Here is a 22,877-nt window from a genome sequence, read left to right as displayed (position 1 = left end):
CTTCACTGCTATATTTATTGTACTTTGGCGCGTATCACCACAGTCTGTGCGGCGTTTGGGCTAAGATTTACTAAGTTCCATTTTAGACCAGAGTAATTTTCCTTAACTACTACCGTATTGCCAACTTGCTGAATGGTCTGATAGCTATCGCCACCTGTGGTCGCAAGCGTTGGTAGCGGGCTGTTTAATGACACCAATCTCACGCCATTTGGCAAAGAAACCATGGCATTGATATCGGTTACCGGCTGCGCTGTGGTATTGGTATAAACGGTATGATACTCAATCACATCACCAGGCGCGATATGGTTAGCGGGTACTGCAACCTCACGTCCATCACTATTTTTGAGGATTTTCATGACCTTGGTTTGCGCGTTGACGACGTCAGGCGTACTAAAAGTTGGTTTGAGCTGTAAGGTATCTATAGAAGTAATCGTGGTCACAGGTGCGTTTATGACTGACGTATTGATAACGGGCAGCTGGGTCGCTGTGGTAATAGGCAGGATTTGAGTGGTAGGTAGTACTTGGGTGACGGTGCTGGTCGGTACTGCGATGACATCAACGTGGCTGCTTTGATTGGTTATCTGGTTGGTCACAGGCAAGCTAGTGACGGTTGCACTACCTTGAGTGACAATCGTATTAACAGTCCCTTGGCGAACCACATAACGCGGTACATTGGTAATCTGAGTCACGGCAAACGGCATACCATCTTGCATACCAATGCTAGTAGGAGTGGCGGTGATAACGGCCGTTTTACCATCAGAATATTGCTCAACCACGGTGGTACTAGCGCCCGCAGAGGGTAGAATCGTCACCTCAGTAGCGGCATTGGCAGCAGACATGGCTATAACAGTACCTGCTAACAGTACTGATACTGCCGTGAATGTGGCTGTTTTTTGTATCAAATCTGATGGGCGATTAGTGGTGGTGGTCATAATAAAGTCCTTTAAAATGATAGTAAGTAAAACAAAAATGAAGAGCGCTTAGATAACAAAACCCCCGTTAATTGACGCTACAGAGCAGGTCAAATAACGAGGGTAATAGTACTAATAATAGACAGCCAAACGATACAAGCTATCCATCGATTTATTCGTCATTATCTCAATATAATGTCAAGCAAGCGGTTCAGCAATCTCAACTTAACAATTATGCGCTAAAACAAATTGAGTAGAAAAGCAGCGTTGTGTAACTGCTTTCCTATAAATCATGACTTTTGCTGCGGTTTTCTCTATTTGTTTCTTAAACAGACCACTATTCTACTCACTATAAACGCCCGCTAAACTAATCATAGATGACTTTCATGATTTCGTATTCGACCACGCCTTTAGGAGTTTCAATACGGGCTTCATCGCCTTCAGATTTGCCAATCAAACCACGAGCAATCGGTGAGTTGACAGAGATTTTACCCGCTTTAAAATCCGCTTCATCATCGCCAACGATTTTGTATTGTTTTTCTTCTTCAGTGGCCATGTTTTCGATAATGACACTCACGCCGAATATCACACGGCCATCTTTTGGCAGTGTCGCAGGATCAATAATTTGGGCACCGCCAAGCTTGGCTTCGATATCACGGATACGCGCTTCACAAAAGCCTTGCTGCTCGCGGGCGGCATGATATTCAGCGTTTTCTTTTAAATCGCCGTGTTCGCGTGCTTCAGCAATAGAGGCGGTGATACGTGGACGGTCGACACTTTTTAACTGTTTTAATTCGGCTTCTAAAGCGGCATGTCCTTGCGGAGTCATGGGGTAACGTTGCATGTTTTTTCCTTAAAGCAATAACACGGGCACCACCTCCTACGCCTAGTGAATAGGGAGATGGTGCCCGTGTTATTGCGATGGATATAAAATATAAAAAGAGTAATGGTTAAGACTGCGTAACCAGTCAGGTCGCTATCATTCATTGATACCAATTCAATAATTTGCGTGGTTAAGCTTACGTAATAAAAAGCATAGTCGCAGTTTAGCCACTATGCTTTTTAGATATCTCATTTAAATTGTATTTCAAACACGGTTTACTGTAGTTAACGATGAACCATGCTCAAATAAGCTCTTAGGCAAGCCTAACGGTTATGCTTAATCTACTGAAATTTTTCAGCCAAGTCAATAGAGCTAAACAATAGACTTTGCTTGCGCATGTAAGTCTTGTAGTTTATAAACCTCAAATGGCAAATCAATCGCATAAGATTTACAGACCGCATCTGCCGCACCTAATGTGGTGACATAGAATACTTTGCCTTGTAGCGCGCTACGGCGGATAGAGAATGAATCCTCTTGTGCCTGCTTGCCTTCGGTGGTGTTGATAATCATGTCGATTTTACCGTTTTTCAAAGCATCGACGATATGCGGACGACCTTCGGTGACCTTGTTGATTTGCTTACATTCTATACCGTTCTGAGCCAAAACTTCTTGCGTACCAGTGGTGGCAACGATATTAAAGCCGAAATCTGCTAGCTGACGGGCGATAGGTGCTATTTGTGCTTTGTCGCTATCACGCACAGAAATAAAGACCGTTTTGCTTTCGCCTTCAGTTGGTAAACCGGGCAGACGCTCATTACTACCGATGACGGCCTTGTAGAATGCTTCGCCAAAGGTTTTGCCAACGCCCATGACTTCACCAGTTGACTTCATCTCAGGGCTCAAGATTGGGTCAACACCGGGGAATTTAGCAAAGGGGAATACCGATTCTTTGACGGCATAAAACGCAGGTACAATCTCAGTCGTAAAGCCTTGATCTTTTAGCGACGTGCCAGCCATACAGCGCGCGGCGATTTGCGCTAAAGAAGTCCCGATACATTTAGAAACGAATGGTACGGTACGGGCAGCACGTGGGTTTACTTCTAAGATATAAACCGTTTCACCTTTTACCGCAAACTGTACGTTCATCAAGCCGATAACGCCTAGCTCTTTTGCCATAGCGACGGTTTGTGCGCGCATCACATCACATAGCTCTTTAGATAGCGAGTAAGGTGGCAATGAACAGGCTGAGTCACCAGAGTGTACGCCAGCTTGTTCGATATGCTGCATGATACCGCCAATCACGACGTCTGTACCGTCGCTAACACAGTCGACATCGACTTCGATCGCATCATCTAAGAAACGATCTAACAATACTGGCGCTTCGTTTGACGCTTGTACGGCGGTGCGCAAGTAATGTCTTAGCTCGTCTTCGTTGTAGACGATTTCCATCGCGCGACCACCCAGTACGTAAGATGGGCGTACGACCAATGGATAACCAACGTCTTTTGCTTTGACCAAACCGTCTTCTAAGCTCGTGGCTAATGCATTGGTTGGTTGTACAAGGTTCAATTGTTGAATCATATGCTGGAAGCGTTCGCGGTCTTCTGCACGGTCAATCGCATCAGGGCTCGTACCGATAATTTTGACGCCAGCAGCTTCAAGCGCGCGGGCTAGTTTCAATGGCGTTTGACCACCAAACTGTACGATCACGCCATCAGGATTTTCGATACGGACGATCTCTAACACGTCTTCTAAGGTGATTGGCTCAAAGTAGAGACGGTCAGAGGTGTCATAATCGGTTGAAACCGTTTCAGGGTTACAGTTGACCATGATGGTCTCGTAGCCGTCTTCGCGCATGGCAAGGGCGGCGTGTACGCAGCAATAGTCAAACTCGATACCTTGACCGATACGGTTAGGACCGCCACCGATAACCATGATTTTTTTGTTATTCGTTGGATTGGCTTCACATTCGCTATCGTATGTTGAGTACATATAAGCGGTACTGGTCGCAAATTCTGCTGCACACGTATCAACGCGCTTATAGACTGGATAGATATTTAAATCCCAACGCTTTTTGCGTAGCTGCTTTTGTGACACGCCAAGCAACTTCGCCAAGCGCAAGTCTGATAAGCCTTTACGCTTAAAGCTACGTAAGTTCTTTTCGGTCAAACCGCCGAAGCCTAGCGCTTTGACCGTTGCTTCCGTTTTAACGATGTCTTCTATTTGTACCAAGAACCATGGGTCAATTTTGGTTAAATTAAAGACCTCATCGACGCTCATACCAATACGGAAAGCATCTGCAATATAATAAATGCGCTCAGGCGTTGGGATGGTCAAACGATTGGTAATCTCGCTACGGGCTTTCTCAATGCTTACTTTTGATAAGTCGATTTGCTCATCAAAACCATCATTACCGGTTTCCATACCGCGTAAGGCTTTTTGCATAGATTCTTGGAAGTTGCGACCGATAGCCATCACTTCACCAACCGATTTCATCTGCGTTGATAGCACATTATCCGCTTGTGGGAATTTTTCAAAATTGAATCTAGGTATCTTAGTAACCACATAATCAAGCGCAGGCTCAAAGCTGGCTGGCGTTTTGCCACCCGTGATATCATTTTGTAATTCATCTAGCGTATAACCAATCGCTAGTTTTGCAGCGATTTTGGCAATCGGGAAGCCAGTGGCTTTTGATGCTAGTGCTGATGAACGTGACACGCGCGGGTTCATCTCAATGACGACCATACGACCAGTATCTGGATTGATACCGAACTGGACGTTTGAGCCGCCTGTTTCGACACCAATTTCACGCAGTACGGCTAATGAAGCATTACGCATGATTTGGTATTCTTTGTCAGTCAACGTTTGTGCTGGTGCGACCGTGATTGAGTCGCCTGTATGCACGCCCATTGGGTCAAAGTTCTCAATCGCACAAATGATGATGCAATTGTCGTTTTTGTCACGAACCACTTCCATCTCATATTCTTTCCAACCGATTAACGATTCATCGATCAGTAATTGATGGTTTGGGGATAAATCAAAACCACGCTCACAAATCTCGATAAACTCATCACGGTTATAGGCGATACCGCCACCGGATCCGCCCATAGTGAATGACGGACGAATGATGCACGGATAGCCCATTTTTTCTTGGGTCGCAAAGGCTTCTTCCATGGTTTCAGCCGTTTCAGCACGTGGACACTCAAGCCCAATACGTTTCATCGCTTTATCGAACAAGTTGCGGTCTTCTGCCATCTCGATTGAGTCTTTGGTCGCGCCAATCAGCTCGCAGTTGTATTTGGTCAATACGCCATGCTTATCAAGTTCCAACGCACAGTTTAGAGCGGTTTGTCCGCCCATCGTTGGTAAGATAGCATCAGGACGCTCTTTAGCGATGATTTGCTCAACCGTCTGCCACGTAATTGGCTCAATATAAGTCGCATCCGCCATGGCAGGGTCAGTCATGATGGTGGCAGGGTTTGAGTTGACCAAGATGACGCGGTAGCCTTCTTCTTTGAGCGCTTTACAGGCTTGCGCACCTGAATAGTCAAACTCGCACGCTTGACCGATGACGATAGGGCCTGCGCCAATGATAAGAATACTTTTTATGTCGGTACGTTTTGGCATAAGTAAGACCTTTTAAATTTAAATTTATATGTTATGAATTTAATACAAAGCTATATAGGAAGGTTTGACATAGTTGAACTGACGTCATCAGGTATGTTATCCCAATAATCGGTATCAAGTTTCTTTATGCTAATAGTTTGTTCAACCTGCACACCCAATCCGTACTTGTAAATATATTCAGCCAGTTTTTGACCATCTATTAAAACAATTCTCGCATTTGATAGATTTTGAGCGTAAGCGGTGGCATCAGTGGAAAATTTCGAGGTGGTAATAAAAACACCTTTGTTTGCATTGTCACCCAATAAAGCACCAGCAAAACTTTGAATATCAGGACGACCAATAGTATTGCTTTTTTGATAGCGTTTTGCCTGAATATGTATTCTTCCTAACCCCAATACATCTTCATAGATTTCACCATCGATACCACCGTCTTTAGTATACTGCGTTATTCGTCCTGCCTTTTCAACGGCACCGCCATAACCCATTTTTTGCAATAACTCAACAACCAGACGCTCAAAAGCCATAGGTGTTTTGGTTAAAATGGTATCTAGTATCTCGTCATAGGTTTCTTGGCGAATGGTTTCGTAAGACGCATAAAGCTGTTCCTGTGGTGTGTTGGTACTCTGATTAATATCGTTTTTTCGAATATTTTCACCTAAATCAGTTACGCTTGACTTTTCTGCTTGTCTCTCTGCCATTTTTTGCTTGACGAAAACGTTGATTTCTTCATTAGTTTTATCTAAAAAAGATTTCCCTAATGAGCTAAGAACGTAGTAACCCCTTTTAGGTCTGTCTAGTATTCCTGTAAGGGCAAAATAACTCAATGCCCAAGAAATTCTATCAACGAAAATAAGTCCATTGCCTGATTCATATTCCTTTGACGCTTCTTCATCCGTAAGATTAAAATGCTTTATCAAAGGTTCAGTAAACTCTGATTTCTTCCATACTTCACTGTCGCTTGAAAGCATTAATATAGGTTTTCTTAAGTCATCAAAATGTGGAATGGTCATCTTTATTTTTTTGCCTTTTCCATCATCTCCGCAAACTTATCAAACAGTGGCGCAGCATCATGCGGGCCAGGGCTGGCTTCTGGGTGACCTTGGAAGCTAAAGACAGGCTTATTAGTCAGCTCAATCCCTTGGTTAGTGCCATCAAACAATGAGCGATGAGTAGACTTAACATTATCTGGCAAAGTATTTTCATCGACCGCAAAACCATGGTTTTGACTGGTAATCATGACCGTACCAGTCGCTAAGTCCTGTACCGGATGATTGGCACCATGATGTCCCGTTTTCATTTTGATAGTCTTTGCGCCACTGGCAAGACCAATCAGCTGATGACCTAGGCAGATACCAAAGGTTGGAATGTTGGTTTCTTCAATGATATGGCGTACCGCATCGATAGCATAATCACAGGCAGCAGGGTCACCAGGGCCGTTTGATAAGAAGATACCATCTGGATTCATCGCGAGCACGTCTGCGATAGGCGTTTGTGCTGGTACGACCGTCACATGACAACCACGGTCTACTAGCATACGTAGGATATTGGTTTTGCTACCGAAGTCATAGGCGACCACATTGTATTTTGCTTCGATGTGCGTACCCAGATGCTTAAAGAAGCCGCCCGTACCGCTATCATGGCTACGCGAGATATCACGGTTTAGTAGAGTATCTGATAAATCCCAGCTACCAGCTGTCCATTCAAACGTCGTCGGTGTACAGCATTCTTTTGCCAAGTCCATGCCTTCAATACCGGCAAATTCTTGCGCCAGTTTAATCGCTTGTTGCTCGTCATCCTTGCTAATCGTCTCACCGTCAGAGGCAGTCATGATACAACCGTTTTGCGCGCCTTTATCACGTAGCAGGCGGGTCAATTGGCGGGTATCGATATCAGCGATGGCGACAGTATCGTGGCTCTGTAGATAATCACTCAGTGATTGAGAGTTGCGGAAGTTTGAGGTCACCATAGTGGCATCACGGATGATAAGACCATCTGCCCAGATTTGGTGACCATTACCAGACTCAACATCTTCAGCGTTGGTGCCGGTATTGCCGATATGCGGGTAGGTGAGGGTCACGAGCTGACGCGCGTAGCTTGGGTCGGTTAGAATTTCTTGATACCCTGTCATGGCTGTATTGAAAACCACCTCACCGACACGATGACCAAGGCTGCCGATACTAATACCACGAAAAATCGTACCGTCCGCTAGTGCCAAAATTGCTTGTATTTCTGTCGATGAATTCAAGGGTTGCCTCCGCTGTTATTGGTGAGTGCTGTGCCAGTTTTTGGTTAAAATAAAGCGCTGCTTTTTTGATTATTGCTATTTAACTGCGGCTAAATAACCATAATAAAAGAGACAGCGCCAAAATTTTTCCACAAAAAAGCGAGAAGACATCATAGATGAAAAGGTACAGGATTCACTAGGTGGTGAATAAGTAACTTACATCATGTCCGCTCGCTTTGGCACAGATTTTGCGCATTATACTAGAGTTTTGCGTTAAGGGCTAGCACCTTAAGGATAAGTATGGTGAATAACCTTTAGATAGTTTAAGTGTCTCTCAATTATGCACCATAAATGATAAGTGGTCAGCAGTGAAAATTAAAAGCCATGAGCCATAAATTTTATCGCTCAAAAATTATAATGTACCGATAAGCCATAATAATCTGGCGATAAGTTGGTGGCGATATGCAGCTGGTCATCTTGATAGCTTTTTGTCAGATACATACTGCTTGCCACACCTAAAGCTGCGCCCGCCAATACATCGACAGCATCATGCTCATCGGCTTCCACACGGCTATAAGCCACAAACCCTGCGCCAATATAGGCAGGAACACTATATTTGAGTCCATAGCGTTTATGAATAAAGCTGGCACCTTGAAAGGCTCTTGAGGTATGACCTGATGGATAAGAATCATCATCGCTGCCGTCAGGGCGTTCTTTATCAATCACAGACTTTAGAGCATAGGTGGCTGCAACATTGGTTGCAAATGAATAATAAAATTGCTCTCGTCCCTCTTTATCATCCATATAATAAGTGCTACCGTAAGCAACTGCTGGTATGGCGAAAGATAGAATGTCACCCGCCTTGTCGATATTATCGCTACTACTGGCATGAGCTGGCATGGCGACAAGCAAGCTGCTCGATAATAAAAAACTACTTGGTAATAAAATGATAGCGGAAGCGTTTTTGCTGATCATTGCGGCAATCCTAAAGACGGTTTGAAGGCGGATGAAGAGAAACAGCATTGTACTACAAATACTTGCTGTCACATTGCACTCTTACGCATTTTATAGGCTCATATTATAACCAGTATTGGTGCCAGCTATTTAAACAGTTTGGCGACCCATACAGCAGCTATGCATGAAGATACCGATTTTATATGGTAATAAAGATATGCTTTTATAAAAAATAAAGACCAAGGATAGATTATGATTTATCAATATTTAGACAAAACCCCTACTTTCGCTGTACCCTTTAATGGTTGGGTTGCAGACTCCGCACGTGTCATTGGTGACGTGTATTTGGGTCATCAGGCAAGCGTCTGGTTTGGGGCAGTGATTCGCGGTGACAACGAGCGTATCCATATCGGTGACTATACTAACGTGCAAGAAAACAGCGTTATTCATACTGATGCTGGTATCGAGGTAAAAATCGGTAATCATGTCACCATTGGTCATTTAGCGATGCTGCATGGCTGTGAGGTGGGTGATAATAGCTTGATCGGGATTGGTGCGGTCATCCTGAATAATGTCAAAATCGGCAAAAACTGCATTATCGGTGCAAAAGCGCTGGTCACTGAAGGCAAAGAGATTCCAGATAACTCTCTCGTTATGGGCGCTCCTGCAAAAGTGGTCAAAACCTTGACTGATGAGCAGGCAGCGATGATAAAACTGTCGGCGCTACATTATAGCGATCGTTGTCAGAAGTTTAAAACGGGTCTTAGAGAGATTGAGCAACCAGAATAAGTTGCTAATTAACAATCACTAATCAACAGTTACTAACGACCGATTACTATTAATTATTACCAATTGTCATTAATGAGTATTTTATTATGAGTACGCCAAGCATTGTCAGCCAGACTGTCTCACGCACGTTAGCACTGTTTGATTTAGACCATACTTTGCTCGATGTCGATAGCGACTACTTATGGGGCGAATATATCGTCAAGCATAATCTTGTCGACGAAGCCGAGTATCGCACTGCCAACCAAAAATTCTATAACGACTATATCGAAGGCACGCTTGATGCCACGGCATACAACGAATTTGTGGCGCAGTTTTTAAGCAGCCTACCGATGGATAGATTGCATGAGCTGCGAGAAGACTATATTAAAAGTGAGATTGAGCCGCATATCCGTCCAAAAGCGATGGAAGTATTGTGTCAACATATTGAGCAAGGTCACGATGTGGTGATTATTTCGGCGACCAATGATTTTGTGGTTTCGGCAATTGCTAAGCGCTTTGGGATTGAAGATGGCAATGTGTTATCGACGCCACTTGAAATAAAAGATGAGCGTTATACTGGCAAATTAACCGATAAGCCAAACTTTAAAGAAGGCAAGATTTATCATTTGGATAAATGGATTGGCAAGCAGCAACTGGCTGGCATTCATTTTGACAAGACTTATGCCTATTCTGACTCCAAAAATGATCTTCCGCTGCTTGAATGGGCGGATGTGGCGATTTGTGTATCACCTGATGATGCGCTACATGCGCATGCATTGGCACATCGCTGGGCGGTTGAAGATTGGTCAATTTGATAAAGTGGTTGCTAACATAGTTGCTAATATAGTAACGAGAATTAGCCAAACATTTTGCACAAATCTCATTTAAAATAGCGCCACCGTTATTTTTTAAGAATAATAGTCTAAAACACACAGGAACACTTATGGAAATCAATCCGTATCAAGAACGTATTAAAGACTTATCTGAGCGTGGGCAGGACCTTCGGAGGTATCTTTGACTTCGATGGTAAGCAAGAACGCTTAGAAGAAGTCAATTTAGAGCTGGAAAATCCCGATCTATGGAATGATCCAGAGCGCGCGACCAAGATTAATAAAGAAAAAAGTCAGCTTGATGGGGTAATTGATGTGGTGGTGTCTTTAGAGACCACCTTGGAAGATGCTCAAGCGATGCTTGAGCTTGCAGTAGAGGAAGATGATGAGTCATTACTTGCCGATGTGCAAGCCGAATTAGACAATGCTGAAAAACGTGTGGCCGATTTAGAGTTCCGCCGCATGTTTAGTGGTGAAATGGATCCAAACAATTGCTATTTGGACATCCAATCAGGCAGTGGCGGTACAGAGGCACAAGATTGGGCAGAAATGCTGCTGCGTATGTATACGCGCTGGAGCGAGGCGCATGGCTTTAAAGTGGACGTTATTGAGATATCTGCTGGCGGTGTCGCTGGTATCAAGTCGGCAACCATTGAGATCAAAGGCGATTATGCTTTTGGTTGGCTACGAACTGAGATTGGTGTACATCGCTTAGTCCGTAAATCGCCTTTTGACAGTAATAACGGTCGTCATACCTCATTTGCTGCCGTATTTGTATCGCCTGAGATTGATGATAATATCGAGATCGATATCAATCCAGCGGATCTGCGTATTGATACTTATCGCTCATCGGGCGCAGGTGGTCAGCACGTAAACACGACTGACTCTGCGGTGCGTATCACTCATGAGCCAAGTGGCGTAGTGGTGACGTGTCAGAACGAGCGCAGTCAGCATGGCAATAAAGCCACGGCAATGAAGATGCTACGTGCTAAGCTATATGAGCTTGAGATGCAGAAACGTATGGAATCTCAGCAAGCAGTTGAAGATGGTAAGTCGGATGTCGGTTGGGGCAGTCAAATTCGCTCCTATGTACTTGATGACTCACGTATCAAAGACTTGCGCACGGGCGTTGAAACCTTTAATACGGGTGCAGTGCTCGATGGCGACCTCGATCAATTCATCGAAGCAAGCCTAAAAGCGGGTCTGTAAAGCCAGACTATTAAGACAGTTATAAAATATACATTAACCTTTTATTAAGGAAAATTATGCCAAGCGTTAACAATTATTTTGATGATAAAGTGACTTCTATTGCCTTTCAAACGGCAACCAAGCCTGCTACGGTTGGGGTAATGGAGATTGGTGACTATGAATTTGGCACCAGCGAATTTGAAACCATGAGTGTTGTTAGTGGTGCTCTGACGGTCAAGCTACCAGAGAGTGATGACTGGCAGACTTTTAATGCTGGCGAGCAATTTACGGTTGACGCCAATCAAAAATTCCAAGTAAAAGTAGCTGTTGAAACAGCCTATCTATGCACTTATGGTGAATAGTTTTTTGCTTAGATTAATATGAATGATAAAAACGCCAAGTATTAAATGCTTGGCGTTTTTTTGTTTTTTACATTGAACAGATTATAAGTAGCTAAAATCCACAAGCCTTTTATCGGTTTTATTTTACACAGGATTACACATTGTCCATGGCAAATACACAGCAATGATAATGGCAGTTGATTATGCTAAAACAACGATAATATCAGATGAGTATTTTTTATGGCGAAGTCAAATCAATCAATCAATACGCAAGACATACGCCATGATTATGAGCACTTGGCGAGCCTCGCAAATTTGCGTTATGTCAGCGACACTGAACCTGGATATGGACGTCGGCGTTCGGGTCGTGGCTTTAGTTATCGAGATGCGGCTGGCAAGACGGTGAAAGACAAAGCCTTGCGTCAACGTTTTGATGCTTTGGTCATACCGCCGATGTGGTCGGAGGTTTGGATATGCCACGATGACAAGGGGCATCTGCAATCGACAGGGCGTGATGACAAAGCGCGCAAACAATATCTCTATCATGCAGAGTGGAATCGCGTGCGAGATCAGGCTAAATTTAACGCCATGATAGGTTTTGCTAGAGCGTTGCCCAATCTGCGTGCGCAAGTGGAGAAAGATTTAGAAGCGCCGCCCTTATCGCGCGCTAATGTCTTAGCCGCTGTGATCAAACTATTAGAAACGACATTGATTCGTATTGGTAACAGCCGCTATGCCAAACTCAATAAAAGTTATGGTTTGAGCACGTTACGTAGCAAGCACGTGAGAGAAACGGATACGGGACTGGCATTTGATTTTGTTGGTAAAAGTGCCAAGGAGCATCATATAGAGCTGCAAGATGAGCGCTTAATCGACATTATCCAAGCGTGCTCTGAGCTACCCGGTTATCATGTATTTAAATACTTAGATGAAGAGGGTCATAAGCAAGTGGTTGATAGTGCGGATATCAATGATTATCTGCGTACGCATACCTGTGGTAATACGTGTAACAATGAAAGTTATAGCGGCAATTTATACAGTGCAAAAGATTTTCGTACTTGGATGGCAAGTGTGTTGGCAGCAAGCTACCTTTATGATGAGCTGCAAACTAAGTCTGGCAAAGCGATTTTAGCCAGTGCACCCGACAGTAAAGAGCGCCAACAGCTGGTGACTGATATGGTAAAAAGCGTCGCTGATGAACTGGGCAATACACCAACAGTTTGCCGAGCCTCTTATATCAATCCTATTATTATCGAGCATTTTTTAGCAGGGCAGTTTTTTGAGCCTTACAAACAAGCGCGCCGTGGAGGTACCAAACGGCATCAAAGCTGCGAGGAGAAAGCGTTGCTTGGGTTTTTGAGCGCGCTACAGTAAATATTTGCTGAGGAGATTATTTTTATTAGATATTAAAAATGATACGTTATGTATTGAAATAAGTATAAAAATGCGTTACTAATAGAGTCTATGCCATTTAATAGGTTGAAACAGTTGAGAGAATATGACTGTTTTCCGATTTATTTTATTATTTCTAAATTCCTGATTTTGTCAGTGACTCTCGATTGCTAAAGGATTAGCGTATGAATACCTCCTCTCAAAACACTTCATCTACAGAAACTGCAGCAAATACCGTCAATACAATAACGAGCTACAGTGATTATTATCATAATTTTGATATGAGCGCATTACTGACAGAAATATTTGGAGAGCAGTTGGATGATCGACTAAACGCGTATATGGCGTGTTGCGGTCGTCATGTACGTGATGGTCGCGGTGATAATATTGCACTGGTACATGAAGATACGGCGGGCAATGTGACGCGCATGAGCTTTGCTGAGCTGGACAAAGCAAGTGCACAAGTCGCTCATTTACTACAGTCCTATGGCGTACAAGTAGGCGACCAAGTGGCGACTATGCTACCGCGCAGCCCTGAGCTACTCACGATTGTATTAGCCACTTGGCGGATTGGGGCAGTATATCAACCGCTGTTTACCGCCTTTGGTTATGATTCGATTCAGTATCGGATAGACAAAGCCAATACTAAAGTCGTTTTTACCAATCAAGAAAATCGTGGCAAGTTTGAAAATTTGGCCAAGCAAACCAAAATGGTATTGGTTGGTAGCAAAGTAGATGCGCAAAGCTGGGGTGATGATAACTATGCTGACCAGATATCGACGCAGCCACAAACCGCTCATTCACAAAAAGTGCCACCAGTATTACTGAATACCGATGCACCATTTTTGCAGATGTTTACCTCAGGTACGGTTGGTAAGGCAAAAGGCGTTAGTGTGCCACTAAGCGCGCTCTCAGCTTTTTATCTGTATATGCGTTATGCGATTGACTTGCGTGCGGATGACAACTATTGGAATATGGCCGATCCAGGCTGGGCGTACGGGCTATATTATGCGATTACCGGACCTCTATTGATGGGTGTTACGACGTATTTTAATGAGTCCAGCTTTGACGCTGCCAATACTCGCGACTTTATGGTACGCCATAAGATTAGCAATTTGGCGTCCTCACCGACCGCTTTTCGTATGATGAAATCGAGTGGCGTGTTTGAAAGTGCTCACAATGACAATAGTAATGATAATGAGGCTAAACTATCACTGCGCTGTGCCAATTCAGCAGGCGAGACTTTAAATACCGAAGTGGTCAGTTGGGTTGAAACCTATTTAAACTGCAAGGTTTGTGATCAGTATGGGCAGACCGAGACGGGAATGACGTGTTGCGAGCACCATGCTTTAGATCATGAATGTCCAGTCGGCTCGATGGGTATGGCGCTACCGGGACATACACTCGTCGTATTAGATGATGATATGAAGGTACTCGCTGATGGCGAGCAAGGACAACTGGCAGTGGTGGTCAGTCAATCGCCAGCGTTTTATTTCCGTGGCTATAGTTGGAATGAAAAAGACGCATTCGTGGACGATTATTACCTAACCGGTGATGTGGTTGAGCGTCACAGCGATGGCAGCTATTGGTTCTCAGGACGTGATGATGATATTATTATCACGGCAGGTTACCGCGTTGGACCAACCGATATCGAAAACACGGTACTTGAGCATGAGGCAGTCGCAGAGTCTGCTTCTGTCGGTGTGCCAGATGAGGTGCGTGGTCATATGATTAAATCTTATGTGGTATTAAAAGATGGTATCGAAGGGACGGAAAAAATTGCTAAGGAGATTCAAGACTTAGTCCGCAGACGTCTTTCGACCCATGCCTATCCGCGTGAGGTTGAGTTTGTGGCAGCCTTACCCAAGACCCCAAGTGGTAAGATTCAGCGCTTTTTACTGCGTAGTTTATCTGCGGTTTAAGTAATCATCTAAATAGTCATCTAAGTAGTCATCTAAGCAATCATCTAGGCAACAATAAAGTGTCAATTGACTATTAAAACAGATACCAATATACCCTTTGAGAGGAAAAATTATGCAAATTGAAAAACACAGCTTTTTGGTGACGGGCGGTGCGTCAGGTTTGGGTGAGTCAGTAGTGCGTGCTATCGTGGCTCAAGGCGGTAAGGTTGTCGTCGCCGACCTTAATGAGTCAGTAGGACAAGCACTGGTCGATGAGCTTGGCGACAATGCTCGCTTTGTGCGCTGTGATGTGACCAGTGGCGATGAGGTTCAAGCAGCTGTTGATATGGCAGAAGAGGCATTCGGTGGTCTGCAAGGATCCATTAACTGTGCTGGTATCGCTGTGGTACAAAAGCTGTTAGATCGTGATAATAATCCGGCAGATCTTGATGCTTTTAGCCGCGGCGTTACTATCAACCTTGTCGGCTCTTTTAACGTGGCACGTTTGGTGGCAGCGAGTATGGCTAAGCGCGTGGCTGCTAGTACACCCGCCGAAGTCAATGCTGATAACGGGATTATCATCAATACGGCTTCTATCGCCGCTTTTGATGGGCAAGTCGGACAAGCAAGTTATGCCTCCTCTAAAGCTGGAGTCGTTGGCATGATGTTGCCGCTCGCACGTGAGCTGACTCGTCATGGTATCCGTGTTATGACTATCGCGCCTGGTGTGTTTGCAACGCCCATGATGCAAAGTCTGCCTGAAAAAGCGCATAAGCAGTTAGAGGCGGCGGTTCCTTATCCTAAGCGTTTGGGCAATCCAAATGAGTTTGCCAAATTGGTCATGCACATCATTGATAATGCCTATCTTAATGGTGAAGTGATTCGTTTAGATGGCGCGATTCGTATGGTGTAATGGGGTATTAAAGATTTCATATCGTAGCTTTAAGTATTATTCCTATAACTCGCACAACGCTTGGCATGGTTTTTTGCTATCTTATAAAAGACAGTTCTATTTATCAATGGTAAAAAGCAATGCCATGCGATTTTATATTGCGCTTGCAATCTTATCTGCCATAAGCGGCAGCAAGGTGACAAGCGTACCCCATTAGGCTCTTATGCCCTCGATTATAAGAATAAAAAATCCGAATTTTGTCGCTCTATTCACGTAAGCTATCGTACTACTACAGGTAAAGCCTGTGCCAAAAAGACGGGTGTTAATGCCGGCGGTGATATTATGATTCATGGTCAAAAAATGACTTTGGTCATTTGGCATCTTTCAATCAATGACGCGATTGGACCGATGGTTGTATTGCCGTTACTGATGATGAGAGCGATGCAATTATAGCGGTGGTCAAGGTTGGCACCGCTATTGAAATCGTGGCATAAAAATCTTATGTGAGCCATATCCGCAGACGCATTTTTTCTAAAATTGAATTCATTAGATGCTGAATATTAGTTCGATGTCGCGACTAAATCTCAAGTTATTAATATCATTGTTCTTAATAAGGTTTTAATGCTGAATAGGTTGAAATTTTCCTCTATATACCGCATATATAAAGGCAGACGAAGGCAAGCAAACAGCATAAGTTTGCTGCGTGATAATATATATGAATGATAAAAGGATACTACTATGAGATTTGAGAAGTTTACTCAAAAACTGCAATCTGCGATTCAAGAAGCGCAAAGTCTAGCATTAGGGCGTGACCATACCGGTATTGATCCGGTGCATCTGCTTGCGGTATTGCTACAAGATGAGTCTAATCTGTCCATCTGTCAGCAAGCGGGCGCGTCTATTCCTGCGCTCAAAAATGGCGTGGCAAAAGCGCTCGACAATCAAGCAACGATTTCAGAGCCAACGGGTGACGTCAATCTAAATCCAAATTCAGTCAAAATTTTGAACTTGGCAGATCGCCAAGCGCAAAAAGAAGGCGATGATTTTATTGCGACTGAATGGGTGATGTTGGCACTGGCTGAGCAAGGCGATACCAAAAAGATATTTGAAAGTTCGGGCGTTACAGCCAATGCATTAAAAGCGGTGATTGAGCAGTTGCGCGGTGATGATACGGTAAACAATCAAAATGCAGAAGATCAGCGTGATGCCCTTAATAAATATACCATTAATTTAACTGAGCAAGCGGAGCTTGGTAAGCTTGATCCGGTGATTGGTCGTGACGAAGAGATTCGCCGTACCATTCAAGTGTTGTCACGTCGGACTAAAAACAACCCAGTGCTCATCGGTGAGCCGGGTGTTGGTAAAACGGCAATTGTCGAAGGCTTGGCGCAAAAAATTATCAATGGGGATGTACCAGAAGGTTTACGTCGTAAAGAAGTGCTGTCGTTGGACTTAGGTGCTTTGATTGCAGGTGCAAAATTTCGCGGTGAGTTTGAAGAGCGTCTCAAAGCGGTACTTAGCGACCTATCGAAACAAGAAGGTAATGTTATCTTATTTATCGATGAGCTACATACGCTAGTTGGGGCAGGTAAGGCAGATGGCGCGATGGACGCTGGTAATATGCTAAAACCAGCGCTTGCACGTGGTGAGTTGCACTGCGTCGGTGCGACCACTTTAGATGAGTATCGTAAATATATCGAAAAAGATGCGGCACTTGAGCGTCGTTTCCAAAAAGTATTGGTTGATGAACCGACGGTCGAAGACACCATTGCGATATTGCGTGGTCTAAAAGAGCGCTATGAGCTACATCATGGGGTCGATATTCAAGACAGCGCGATTATTGCGGCTGCGCGGATGAGCCATCGTTATATCACCGATCGCAAGTTACCGGACAAAGCCATTGACTTGATTGATGAAGCCGCGAGTCGTTTACGGATGGAGATGGACAGCAAACCTGAATCATTAGGTAAGCTCGATAGCCGTCTGATTCAGCTAAAAATGCAGCGCGAAGTGCTCAAAAATGAAGAAGATGTGGGCGCGCAAGCAGAGCGTAAAGTACTTGATGCTCAAATAGAAGAGTTAGAGAAAGAATACGCTGATCTCAATGAGATTTGGCAAGCAGAAAAAGCTTTGGTCAAAGGCAGTCAACAGCTAAAAGACGAGTTAGATAAAGCGCGTATTGCTTATGATAAAGCCAGTCGCGAAGGCGATTATGAGACCATGAGTAAGCTGCAGTATGAGACGATACCGCAGTTAGAGCGCCGTATCCATGAGTCAGACTTGGCGGAGCAAAAAGAGCAGACTGGTGAAAATAGTGGCGTAAAACTGCTGCGTAACAAAGTCACGGACAATGAGATTGCAGAAGTAGTGGCAGCTGCAACAGGTATTCCGGTCAGTAAAATGATGCAAGGCGAGCGTGACAAGATGCTGGCGATGGAAGAAAAACTCCATGAGCGCGTCATTGGTCAAGATGAGGCGGTCGAAGCGGTGGCCAATGCCGTACGCCGTAGTCGTGCTGGCTTATCTGACCCCAACCGCCCTTCAGGTTCATTCTTGTTCTTAGGACCTACGGGTGTCGGTAAAACTGAGCTGACCAAATCATTAGCGAACTTCTTATTTGATAGTGAAGATGCGATTGTTCGTATTGATATGAGTGAGTATATGGAGAAACACAGCGTCAGTCGTTTGGTGGGTGCGCCTCCGGGGTATGTAGGCTATGAAGAAGGCGGCGCGTTAACGGAAGCGGTACGCCGTAAGCCTTATAGTGTGATTTTGTTTGATGAAGTTGAAAAAGCGCACCCTGATGTGTTTAATATCTTGCTACAAGTGTTGGACGATGGTCGTTTGACAGATTCTCAAGGTCGCGTGGTCGATTTTAAAAACACCGTCATCATTATGACCAGTAACTTGGGCTCGCACAAAATCCAAGAAATGGTCGGCGAGAGCTACGAGGACATCAAAGCTGAGGTGATGGATTCGGTTGGACAGCATTTCCGTCCAGAGTTTGTCAACCGTATCGATGAGATCGTGGTATTCCATCCGCTAGGTATGTCACAGATGGCGGGTATTGCTGCGATTCAGCTAAACCGCTTGCGTCAGCGTTTGTATGAGCGTGAGCTGGATATCGAGTTATCAGCAGATGCGATGAACAAGCTGGTTGCGGTTGGTTATGATCCTGTTTATGGCGCGCGCCCACTTAAGCGTGCTATCCAGCAAGAGATTGAAAACCCATTGTCATTGAAGCTGCTGGCTGGTGATTTTGTCGCTGGTGATATCATCAAAATCGATGTCGGCGCGGATGATAAGCTGACGTTTAATAAGCTTAGAATGAGTTAATTTTAATTATAGTGTGTTAATTCAAACCCCTTATTTGCAATAGCCGGTAAGGGGTTTTTGTTTTGCGCTCTATTATTTTTTCAATGTTTCAATGTTTCAATGTTTTTATTATGTTATAAATAATCTAAGCTCTAATAATATACGTATAAAAGTTATGGAGATGACAGAATGACAATCATAAGTAGGCGGCATATAAGCGCGCCATTAACGTTACCGATAATTATCACAGCATTGCTGTTTAGTACTTCTGCTTGTTCCAATCAATCTACAACTGATACCAATGCCGATCTGGCAGAATATGAAGATGCTGAAACCTCAGCAGTAGATGTTGCAAGTACGGACAAACCTGTCTTTACTACAAAAGCCATTGCCACCTTTGATGAGCCATGGGCAATGACTGCACTACCAAAGGTTGATAATAAACCATTAAGACTACTTGTAACACAAAAGACAGGTGAGTTGTTTATCGTTGATACGGCGACTGGCGCTAAGACAGCCGTCGCTGGCGTGCCTAGAGTGGCTTATGGCGGCCAAGGCGGTCTTGGCGATATTGTTCTTGCACCAAATTTTGCGACTTCCAATCATGTCTATATCAGCTACGTTGAGGCGGGAACAGGTGCTGATAGTAATAAATTTGGTGCAAAAGTTATTAAAGCTAAGCTTTCGGGTTTGCTTACTGGTGCGCCAAACTTACAGTCGATTACTCCCATTTGGCAGCAGACACCAAAGATAGACGGGCAAGGGCATTACAGTCATCGTTTATTGTTTTCTCCTGATGGGCAATATTTGTATATTAGCTCAGGCGAGCGTCAAGAAAAAACCCCTGCTCAAGACATGACTGTCAATTTGGGCAAAATAATACGGTTAAATGCTGACGGCTCCATGCCAATGGACAATCCATTTGCGGATAATAATGACATCGCTGCGCAGTTTTGGAGCATAGGACATCGCAATGTGCTCGGGATGGTATTCGATAGTAAAGGGCAGTTGTGGGCGCATGAAATGGGTCCACGTGGTGGCGATGAGTTCAATTTGATTAAAAAAGGTAAGAATTACGGCTGGCCTCTGGTATCAAATGGTCGCAATTATTCTGGTGTGGATATCCCTGATCACAGTACGCGTCCTGAGTTTGAAGCACCGAAAATCACATGGACACCAGTGATATCACCGTCATCAATCAGTATGTATTCGACTGGTACACATGCTGATTTTCCAGCGTGGCAAGGAAATGCACTTATCAGCGGCTTATCCTCCAAAGCACTGATAGTCGTTAATTTTGATGAAGACAATACAGCTACTGAGCGTTATCGCTATGATATGGAGGAGCGTATCCGTAGTGTATTGGCAGTGGATGGTGAGGTATTGTTATTAGAAGATGGCGATGCTGGTAAGCTGCTGCAATTATTACCTAAATGATGATATTACTGTTAAAAATTAATTCATAAGTTTATACCTAAGGCGTTGCGATTTTTGCCATAAATCCAGCGCTTTTTGTGGTTTGTACACTCTAATATAATGAGTGGAAAAATCTATTTCTATGCATTATTAATTCATGATTTTGATTTATTAGTATTTATATAGCCAACGAACAATAAATCCGATACAATAACCATTATGGCATATTCAAAAGATTACCGAGAAATGATACTAAAGAAACTAGAAGACGGTCACACCTATCGTCAACTTGCTCTGGAGTATCAAATAAGCACCAGCACCATACAAATCTGGTGTAAAAACATTGATGGTGTAGAGCGTCAGTTTAAACCAACCAAAATAGATAATAAAACACTCATAGCAGACGTTGAATTACATCCTGATGACTATCACTATGAGCGCGCCAGACGTTTCAACTGTAGCGATAGAGGTATATCTAAAGCATTAAAGCGTCTTGGTATTACCCAAAAAAAAGACATTAAACCATCCCAAGGCGGACGCTGAACTAAGATGCCTGTTTGTGGAGCAATTGCACCAGTTTGAGAAAAATAATAGACCCATTATATTCTTAGATGAAAGTGGCTTTAAATCTCATGATAACAGGCCTCACGGTTACTCTAACAAAGGACAAAAATGCTTTGGTGAGTATAATTGGCAGTTAAAGAACCAGACTAATGCTATAGGGGCAATTTATAACAATCAATTATTTGCTGTTGGACTTTATGATTGTAGCGTCAACAGTGATGTTTTTCATAGTTGGGTAAGTCAGTTACTCTTGCCTAACCTTCCTGAGAACAGTGTTATTGTTATGGATAATGCTACTTTCCATAAAAGACAAGACATACAAGCGCTTATCGAAGATGCAGAACATACCATTTTATGGCTTCCACCTTATAGCCCAGATTTAAACCCTATTGAGCAAGTCTGGGCTTGGGTTAAACGCAAACGTAAAGAGTGGTGTAGTGGTCAACTAATTTTAGACACCTGATAAGAGGTTTTTATTAAAGTAACGTTTCTCTGTTTCTATCGGTGTTAAATAATTGTTGAAAGTATGCGGTCTCACGGTTTGATAATAGCCCCAGATATAACTACTAATGGCGCTTTTAGCTTCAGCAATATCCTCGTAACCGCCCTTTGGCATCCACTCCGTCTTAAAGCTTCTAAAGAAGCGTTCAGTGGGAGCATTGTCCCAACAATTACCCTTTCGGCTCATACTTTGAACCATACCTGTGCAATCTGTGACTGACTCAGCGAACGCTTTACTGGTGTAATGCGTGCCTTGATCTGAGTGAAACAAGACGCCACTGGGTTTGAGTCTCGTCTGATACGCCATCTGTAGTGCTTTAGCGGTCAAAGTACTATTAGGTGAGTCTGAGACACTAAAGCCCACCACGCGCCGTGCAAACAAATCTAACACCACCGCTAGGTAACACCAGCCGCCTTTAATACGGACATAGGTCACATCCCCTGTCCAGACTTGATTAGGCGCATCTGGAGTAAAGTTGCGATCTAAGATATTGTCATGGGTTTTATGCGCCTCGTCAGCGTGCTTGTACTTATGCGTCTTTGTCTGACGGCTCTTGAGTCCCATACTCTTCATAAGACTACCTGTTAAGTAACGCGTTAGCCTGATGTTATGCTCATTCCATAAGATAGCGGCAATGGTTCGAGCCCCAGCTGATTGCTTGGAGTCATTGAATATCTGACGTATCAATGCTTTGAGTTTGACGCGCTCTATATCAATGGGCTTAGCTTGTATGCCATAGTAATAGCTGCTTCTGACCACACCAAACAGGTTACATAGCTTACGCTTGCTCAGTCGTTTGTCTTGCTCTGCTAGAGTCTTAATCAGCGATAGCCGTTCAGGCTGTCCAAGGCTAGCAGAGCGGAAGCCTTTTTTAAGATGTCGCGCTCCATAGTCAGTCGCTTGACCTGCTTGCGTAGCTCTTGGAGCTCTCTTTGCTCATCGGTAAGTGCTAAACCAGTAGCTGGTGCAATGCCTTGCTGCTCTTTACGATACTTGCGAACCCAGTTGTCTAGGGTTGATGCCCCAATCCCTAAAGACTCTGCTACTTCTGCTATTTTGCGCTTGTGATCAATAACTAAACTGATGGCTTCTAACTTAAATTCTCGAGTATATTCTCTGCGTTTGCTGGTCATACTATGTTCCTTCTTTTGGGTTAGTATAACCTCTTAAACATGGTCCAATTTAATTATGCCACTACATGGCGTCTAGATTGTATTGATACTTTGTTC

19 protein-coding genes are annotated in these 22,877 nt (G+C 43.9%); 11 read left to right on the top strand and 8 right to left on the bottom strand.

Annotated features, from left to right (window positions below):
• Positions 1–14: 14 nt before the first annotated feature.
• From JMW90_RS08170 to JMW90_RS08145, 6 genes are all read right to left on the bottom strand, one after another.
• Positions 15–932 (bottom strand): hypothetical protein, encoded by a 918-nt coding sequence (locus tag JMW90_RS08170; protein ID WP_201563055.1) that lies wholly within the window; start codon positions 930–932, stop codon positions 15–17.
• Between the two features lie 346 nt (positions 933–1,278).
• Positions 1,279–1,755, bottom strand: coding sequence for a transcription elongation factor GreA (gene greA / locus JMW90_RS08165; RefSeq protein ID WP_201563053.1), 477 nt, complete (start codon positions 1,753–1,755; stop codon positions 1,279–1,281).
• 351 nt (positions 1,756–2,106) lie between these two features.
• Positions 2,107–5,361: a carbamoyl-phosphate synthase large subunit gene (gene carB, locus JMW90_RS08160; RefSeq protein WP_201563051.1), complete on the bottom strand. Its 3,255-nt coding sequence runs from the start codon at positions 5,359–5,361 to the stop codon at positions 2,107–2,109.
• Positions 5,362–5,411: 50 nt separating this feature from the next.
• On the bottom strand, positions 5,412–6,371 hold the full coding sequence (locus JMW90_RS08155; protein ID WP_201563049.1) for a restriction endonuclease: 960 nt from the start codon (positions 6,369–6,371) through the stop codon (positions 5,412–5,414).
• A 2-nt stretch (positions 6,372–6,373) separates the two neighbouring features.
• Positions 6,374–7,606, bottom strand: coding sequence for a glutamine-hydrolyzing carbamoyl-phosphate synthase small subunit (carA, locus tag JMW90_RS08150; RefSeq protein WP_201563047.1), 1,233 nt, complete (start codon positions 7,604–7,606; stop codon positions 6,374–6,376).
• A gap of 384 nt (positions 7,607–7,990) precedes the next feature.
• Positions 7,991–8,560 carry a phosphatase PAP2 family protein gene (locus JMW90_RS08145; RefSeq protein WP_201563045.1) on the bottom strand — a complete coding sequence of 190 codons (570 nt, stop codon included), beginning with the start codon at positions 8,558–8,560 and terminating at the stop codon, positions 7,991–7,993.
• A gap of 231 nt (positions 8,561–8,791) precedes the next feature.
• Here JMW90_RS08145 and JMW90_RS08140 point away from each other — a divergent pair, with 231 nt between their 5' ends.
• From JMW90_RS08140 to JMW90_RS08090, 11 genes are all read left to right on the top strand, one after another.
• Positions 8,792–9,328, top strand: coding sequence for a gamma carbonic anhydrase family protein (locus JMW90_RS08140; protein ID WP_201563043.1), 537 nt, complete (start codon positions 8,792–8,794; stop codon positions 9,326–9,328).
• Between the two features lie 86 nt (positions 9,329–9,414).
• Entirely contained in the window at positions 9,415–10,122 is a 708-nt protein-coding gene (locus JMW90_RS08135) for an HAD family hydrolase (protein ID WP_201563040.1), read from the top strand.
• Between the two features lie 128 nt (positions 10,123–10,250).
• A protein-coding gene (gene prfB / locus JMW90_RS08130) for a peptide chain release factor 2 (RefSeq protein ID WP_201563038.1) occupies positions 10,251–11,346 on the top strand; the annotation gives its coding sequence in 2 pieces (ribosomal slippage) (positions 10,251–10,322 and positions 10,324–11,346; 1,095 coding nt in all).
• Positions 11,347–11,402: 56 nt separating this feature from the next.
• Entirely contained in the window at positions 11,403–11,687 is a 285-nt protein-coding gene (ppnP, locus tag JMW90_RS08125) for a pyrimidine/purine nucleoside phosphorylase (protein WP_201563036.1), read from the top strand.
• 219 nt (positions 11,688–11,906) lie between these two features.
• Positions 11,907–13,040 carry a DNA topoisomerase IB gene (locus JMW90_RS08120; RefSeq protein WP_201563034.1) on the top strand — a complete coding sequence of 378 codons (1,134 nt, stop codon included), beginning with the start codon at positions 11,907–11,909 and terminating at the stop codon, positions 13,038–13,040.
• 203 nt (positions 13,041–13,243) lie between these two features.
• Entirely contained in the window at positions 13,244–14,980 is a 1,737-nt protein-coding gene (locus JMW90_RS08115; protein WP_201563032.1) for an AMP-binding protein, read from the top strand.
• Between the two features lie 112 nt (positions 14,981–15,092).
• A complete protein-coding gene (locus JMW90_RS08110) occupies positions 15,093–15,872 on the top strand; it encodes an SDR family NAD(P)-dependent oxidoreductase (protein ID WP_201563030.1) in 780 nt (259 codons plus the stop codon).
• 717 nt (positions 15,873–16,589) lie between these two features.
• Complete coding sequence (gene clpB, locus JMW90_RS08105; protein ID WP_201563028.1) at positions 16,590–19,187, top strand: ATP-dependent chaperone ClpB; 2,598 nt, start codon at positions 16,590–16,592, stop codon at positions 19,185–19,187.
• 192 nt (positions 19,188–19,379) lie between these two features.
• A complete protein-coding gene (locus JMW90_RS08100; RefSeq protein WP_379607893.1) occupies positions 19,380–20,603 on the top strand; it encodes a PQQ-dependent sugar dehydrogenase in 1,224 nt (407 codons plus the stop codon).
• A gap of 198 nt (positions 20,604–20,801) precedes the next feature.
• Entirely contained in the window at positions 20,802–21,125 is a 324-nt protein-coding gene (locus JMW90_RS08095) for an IS630 transposase-related protein (protein WP_201563024.1), read from the top strand.
• A 16-nt stretch (positions 21,126–21,141) separates the two neighbouring features.
• A complete protein-coding gene (locus tag JMW90_RS08090; RefSeq protein WP_227691903.1) occupies positions 21,142–21,609 on the top strand; it encodes an IS630 family transposase in 468 nt (155 codons plus the stop codon).
• Here the strand turns inward: JMW90_RS08090 and JMW90_RS08085 are convergent.
• Both JMW90_RS08085 and JMW90_RS08080 read right to left on the bottom strand, forming a co-directional pair.
• On the bottom strand, positions 21,598–22,470 hold the full coding sequence (locus JMW90_RS08085) for an IS3 family transposase (protein ID WP_227691905.1): 873 nt from the start codon (positions 22,468–22,470) through the stop codon (positions 21,598–21,600). The genes JMW90_RS08090 and JMW90_RS08085 overlap by 12 nt on opposite strands.
• Positions 22,470–22,781 (bottom strand): transposase, encoded by a 312-nt coding sequence (locus JMW90_RS08080; RefSeq protein WP_201563020.1) that lies wholly within the window; start codon positions 22,779–22,781, stop codon positions 22,470–22,472. The genes JMW90_RS08085 and JMW90_RS08080 overlap by 1 nt, the downstream gene beginning before the upstream one ends.
• Positions 22,782–22,877: the final 96 nt, after the last annotated feature.

Origin of the sequence: Psychrobacter glacincola (genome assembly GCF_904846215.1) — a bacterium.
Classification (GTDB): Bacteria; Pseudomonadota; Gammaproteobacteria; order Pseudomonadales; family Moraxellaceae; genus Psychrobacter; species Psychrobacter glacincola.
The sequence above is the reverse complement of the archived record's forward strand: the minus strand, read 5'-3'. Positions and strand labels throughout refer to the sequence as shown.

Excerpts from the sequence above, each read along its gene's own strand:
- JMW90_RS08170 (WP_201563055.1), bottom strand. The coding sequence starts at position 932 with ATGACCACCACCACTAATCGCCCATCAGATTTGATACAAAAAACAGCC.
- greA (WP_201563053.1), bottom strand. The coding sequence starts at position 1,755 with ATGCAACGTTACCCCATGACTCCGCAAGGACATGCCGCTTTAGAAGCC.
- carB (WP_201563051.1), bottom strand. The coding sequence starts at position 5,361 with ATGCCAAAACGTACCGACATAAAAAGTATTCTTATCATTGGCGCAGGC.
- JMW90_RS08155 (WP_201563049.1), bottom strand. The coding sequence starts at position 6,371 with ATGACCATTCCACATTTTGATGACTTAAGAAAACCTATATTAATGCTT.
- JMW90_RS08145 (WP_201563045.1), bottom strand. The coding sequence starts at position 8,560 with ATGATCAGCAAAAACGCTTCCGCTATCATTTTATTACCAAGTAGTTTT.
- JMW90_RS08140 (WP_201563043.1), top strand. The coding sequence starts at position 8,792 with ATGATTTATCAATATTTAGACAAAACCCCTACTTTCGCTGTACCCTTT.
- JMW90_RS08135 (WP_201563040.1), top strand. The coding sequence starts at position 9,415 with ATGAGTACGCCAAGCATTGTCAGCCAGACTGTCTCACGCACGTTAGCA.
- ppnP (WP_201563036.1), top strand. The coding sequence starts at position 11,403 with ATGCCAAGCGTTAACAATTATTTTGATGATAAAGTGACTTCTATTGCC.
- JMW90_RS08120 (WP_201563034.1), top strand. The coding sequence starts at position 11,907 with ATGGCGAAGTCAAATCAATCAATCAATACGCAAGACATACGCCATGAT.
- JMW90_RS08115 (WP_201563032.1), top strand. The coding sequence starts at position 13,244 with ATGAATACCTCCTCTCAAAACACTTCATCTACAGAAACTGCAGCAAAT.
- JMW90_RS08110 (WP_201563030.1), top strand. The coding sequence starts at position 15,093 with ATGCAAATTGAAAAACACAGCTTTTTGGTGACGGGCGGTGCGTCAGGT.
- clpB (WP_201563028.1), top strand. The coding sequence starts at position 16,590 with ATGAGATTTGAGAAGTTTACTCAAAAACTGCAATCTGCGATTCAAGAA.
- JMW90_RS08095 (WP_201563024.1), top strand. The coding sequence starts at position 20,802 with ATGGCATATTCAAAAGATTACCGAGAAATGATACTAAAGAAACTAGAA.
- JMW90_RS08080 (WP_201563020.1), bottom strand. The coding sequence starts at position 22,781 with ATGACCAGCAAACGCAGAGAATATACTCGAGAATTTAAGTTAGAAGCC.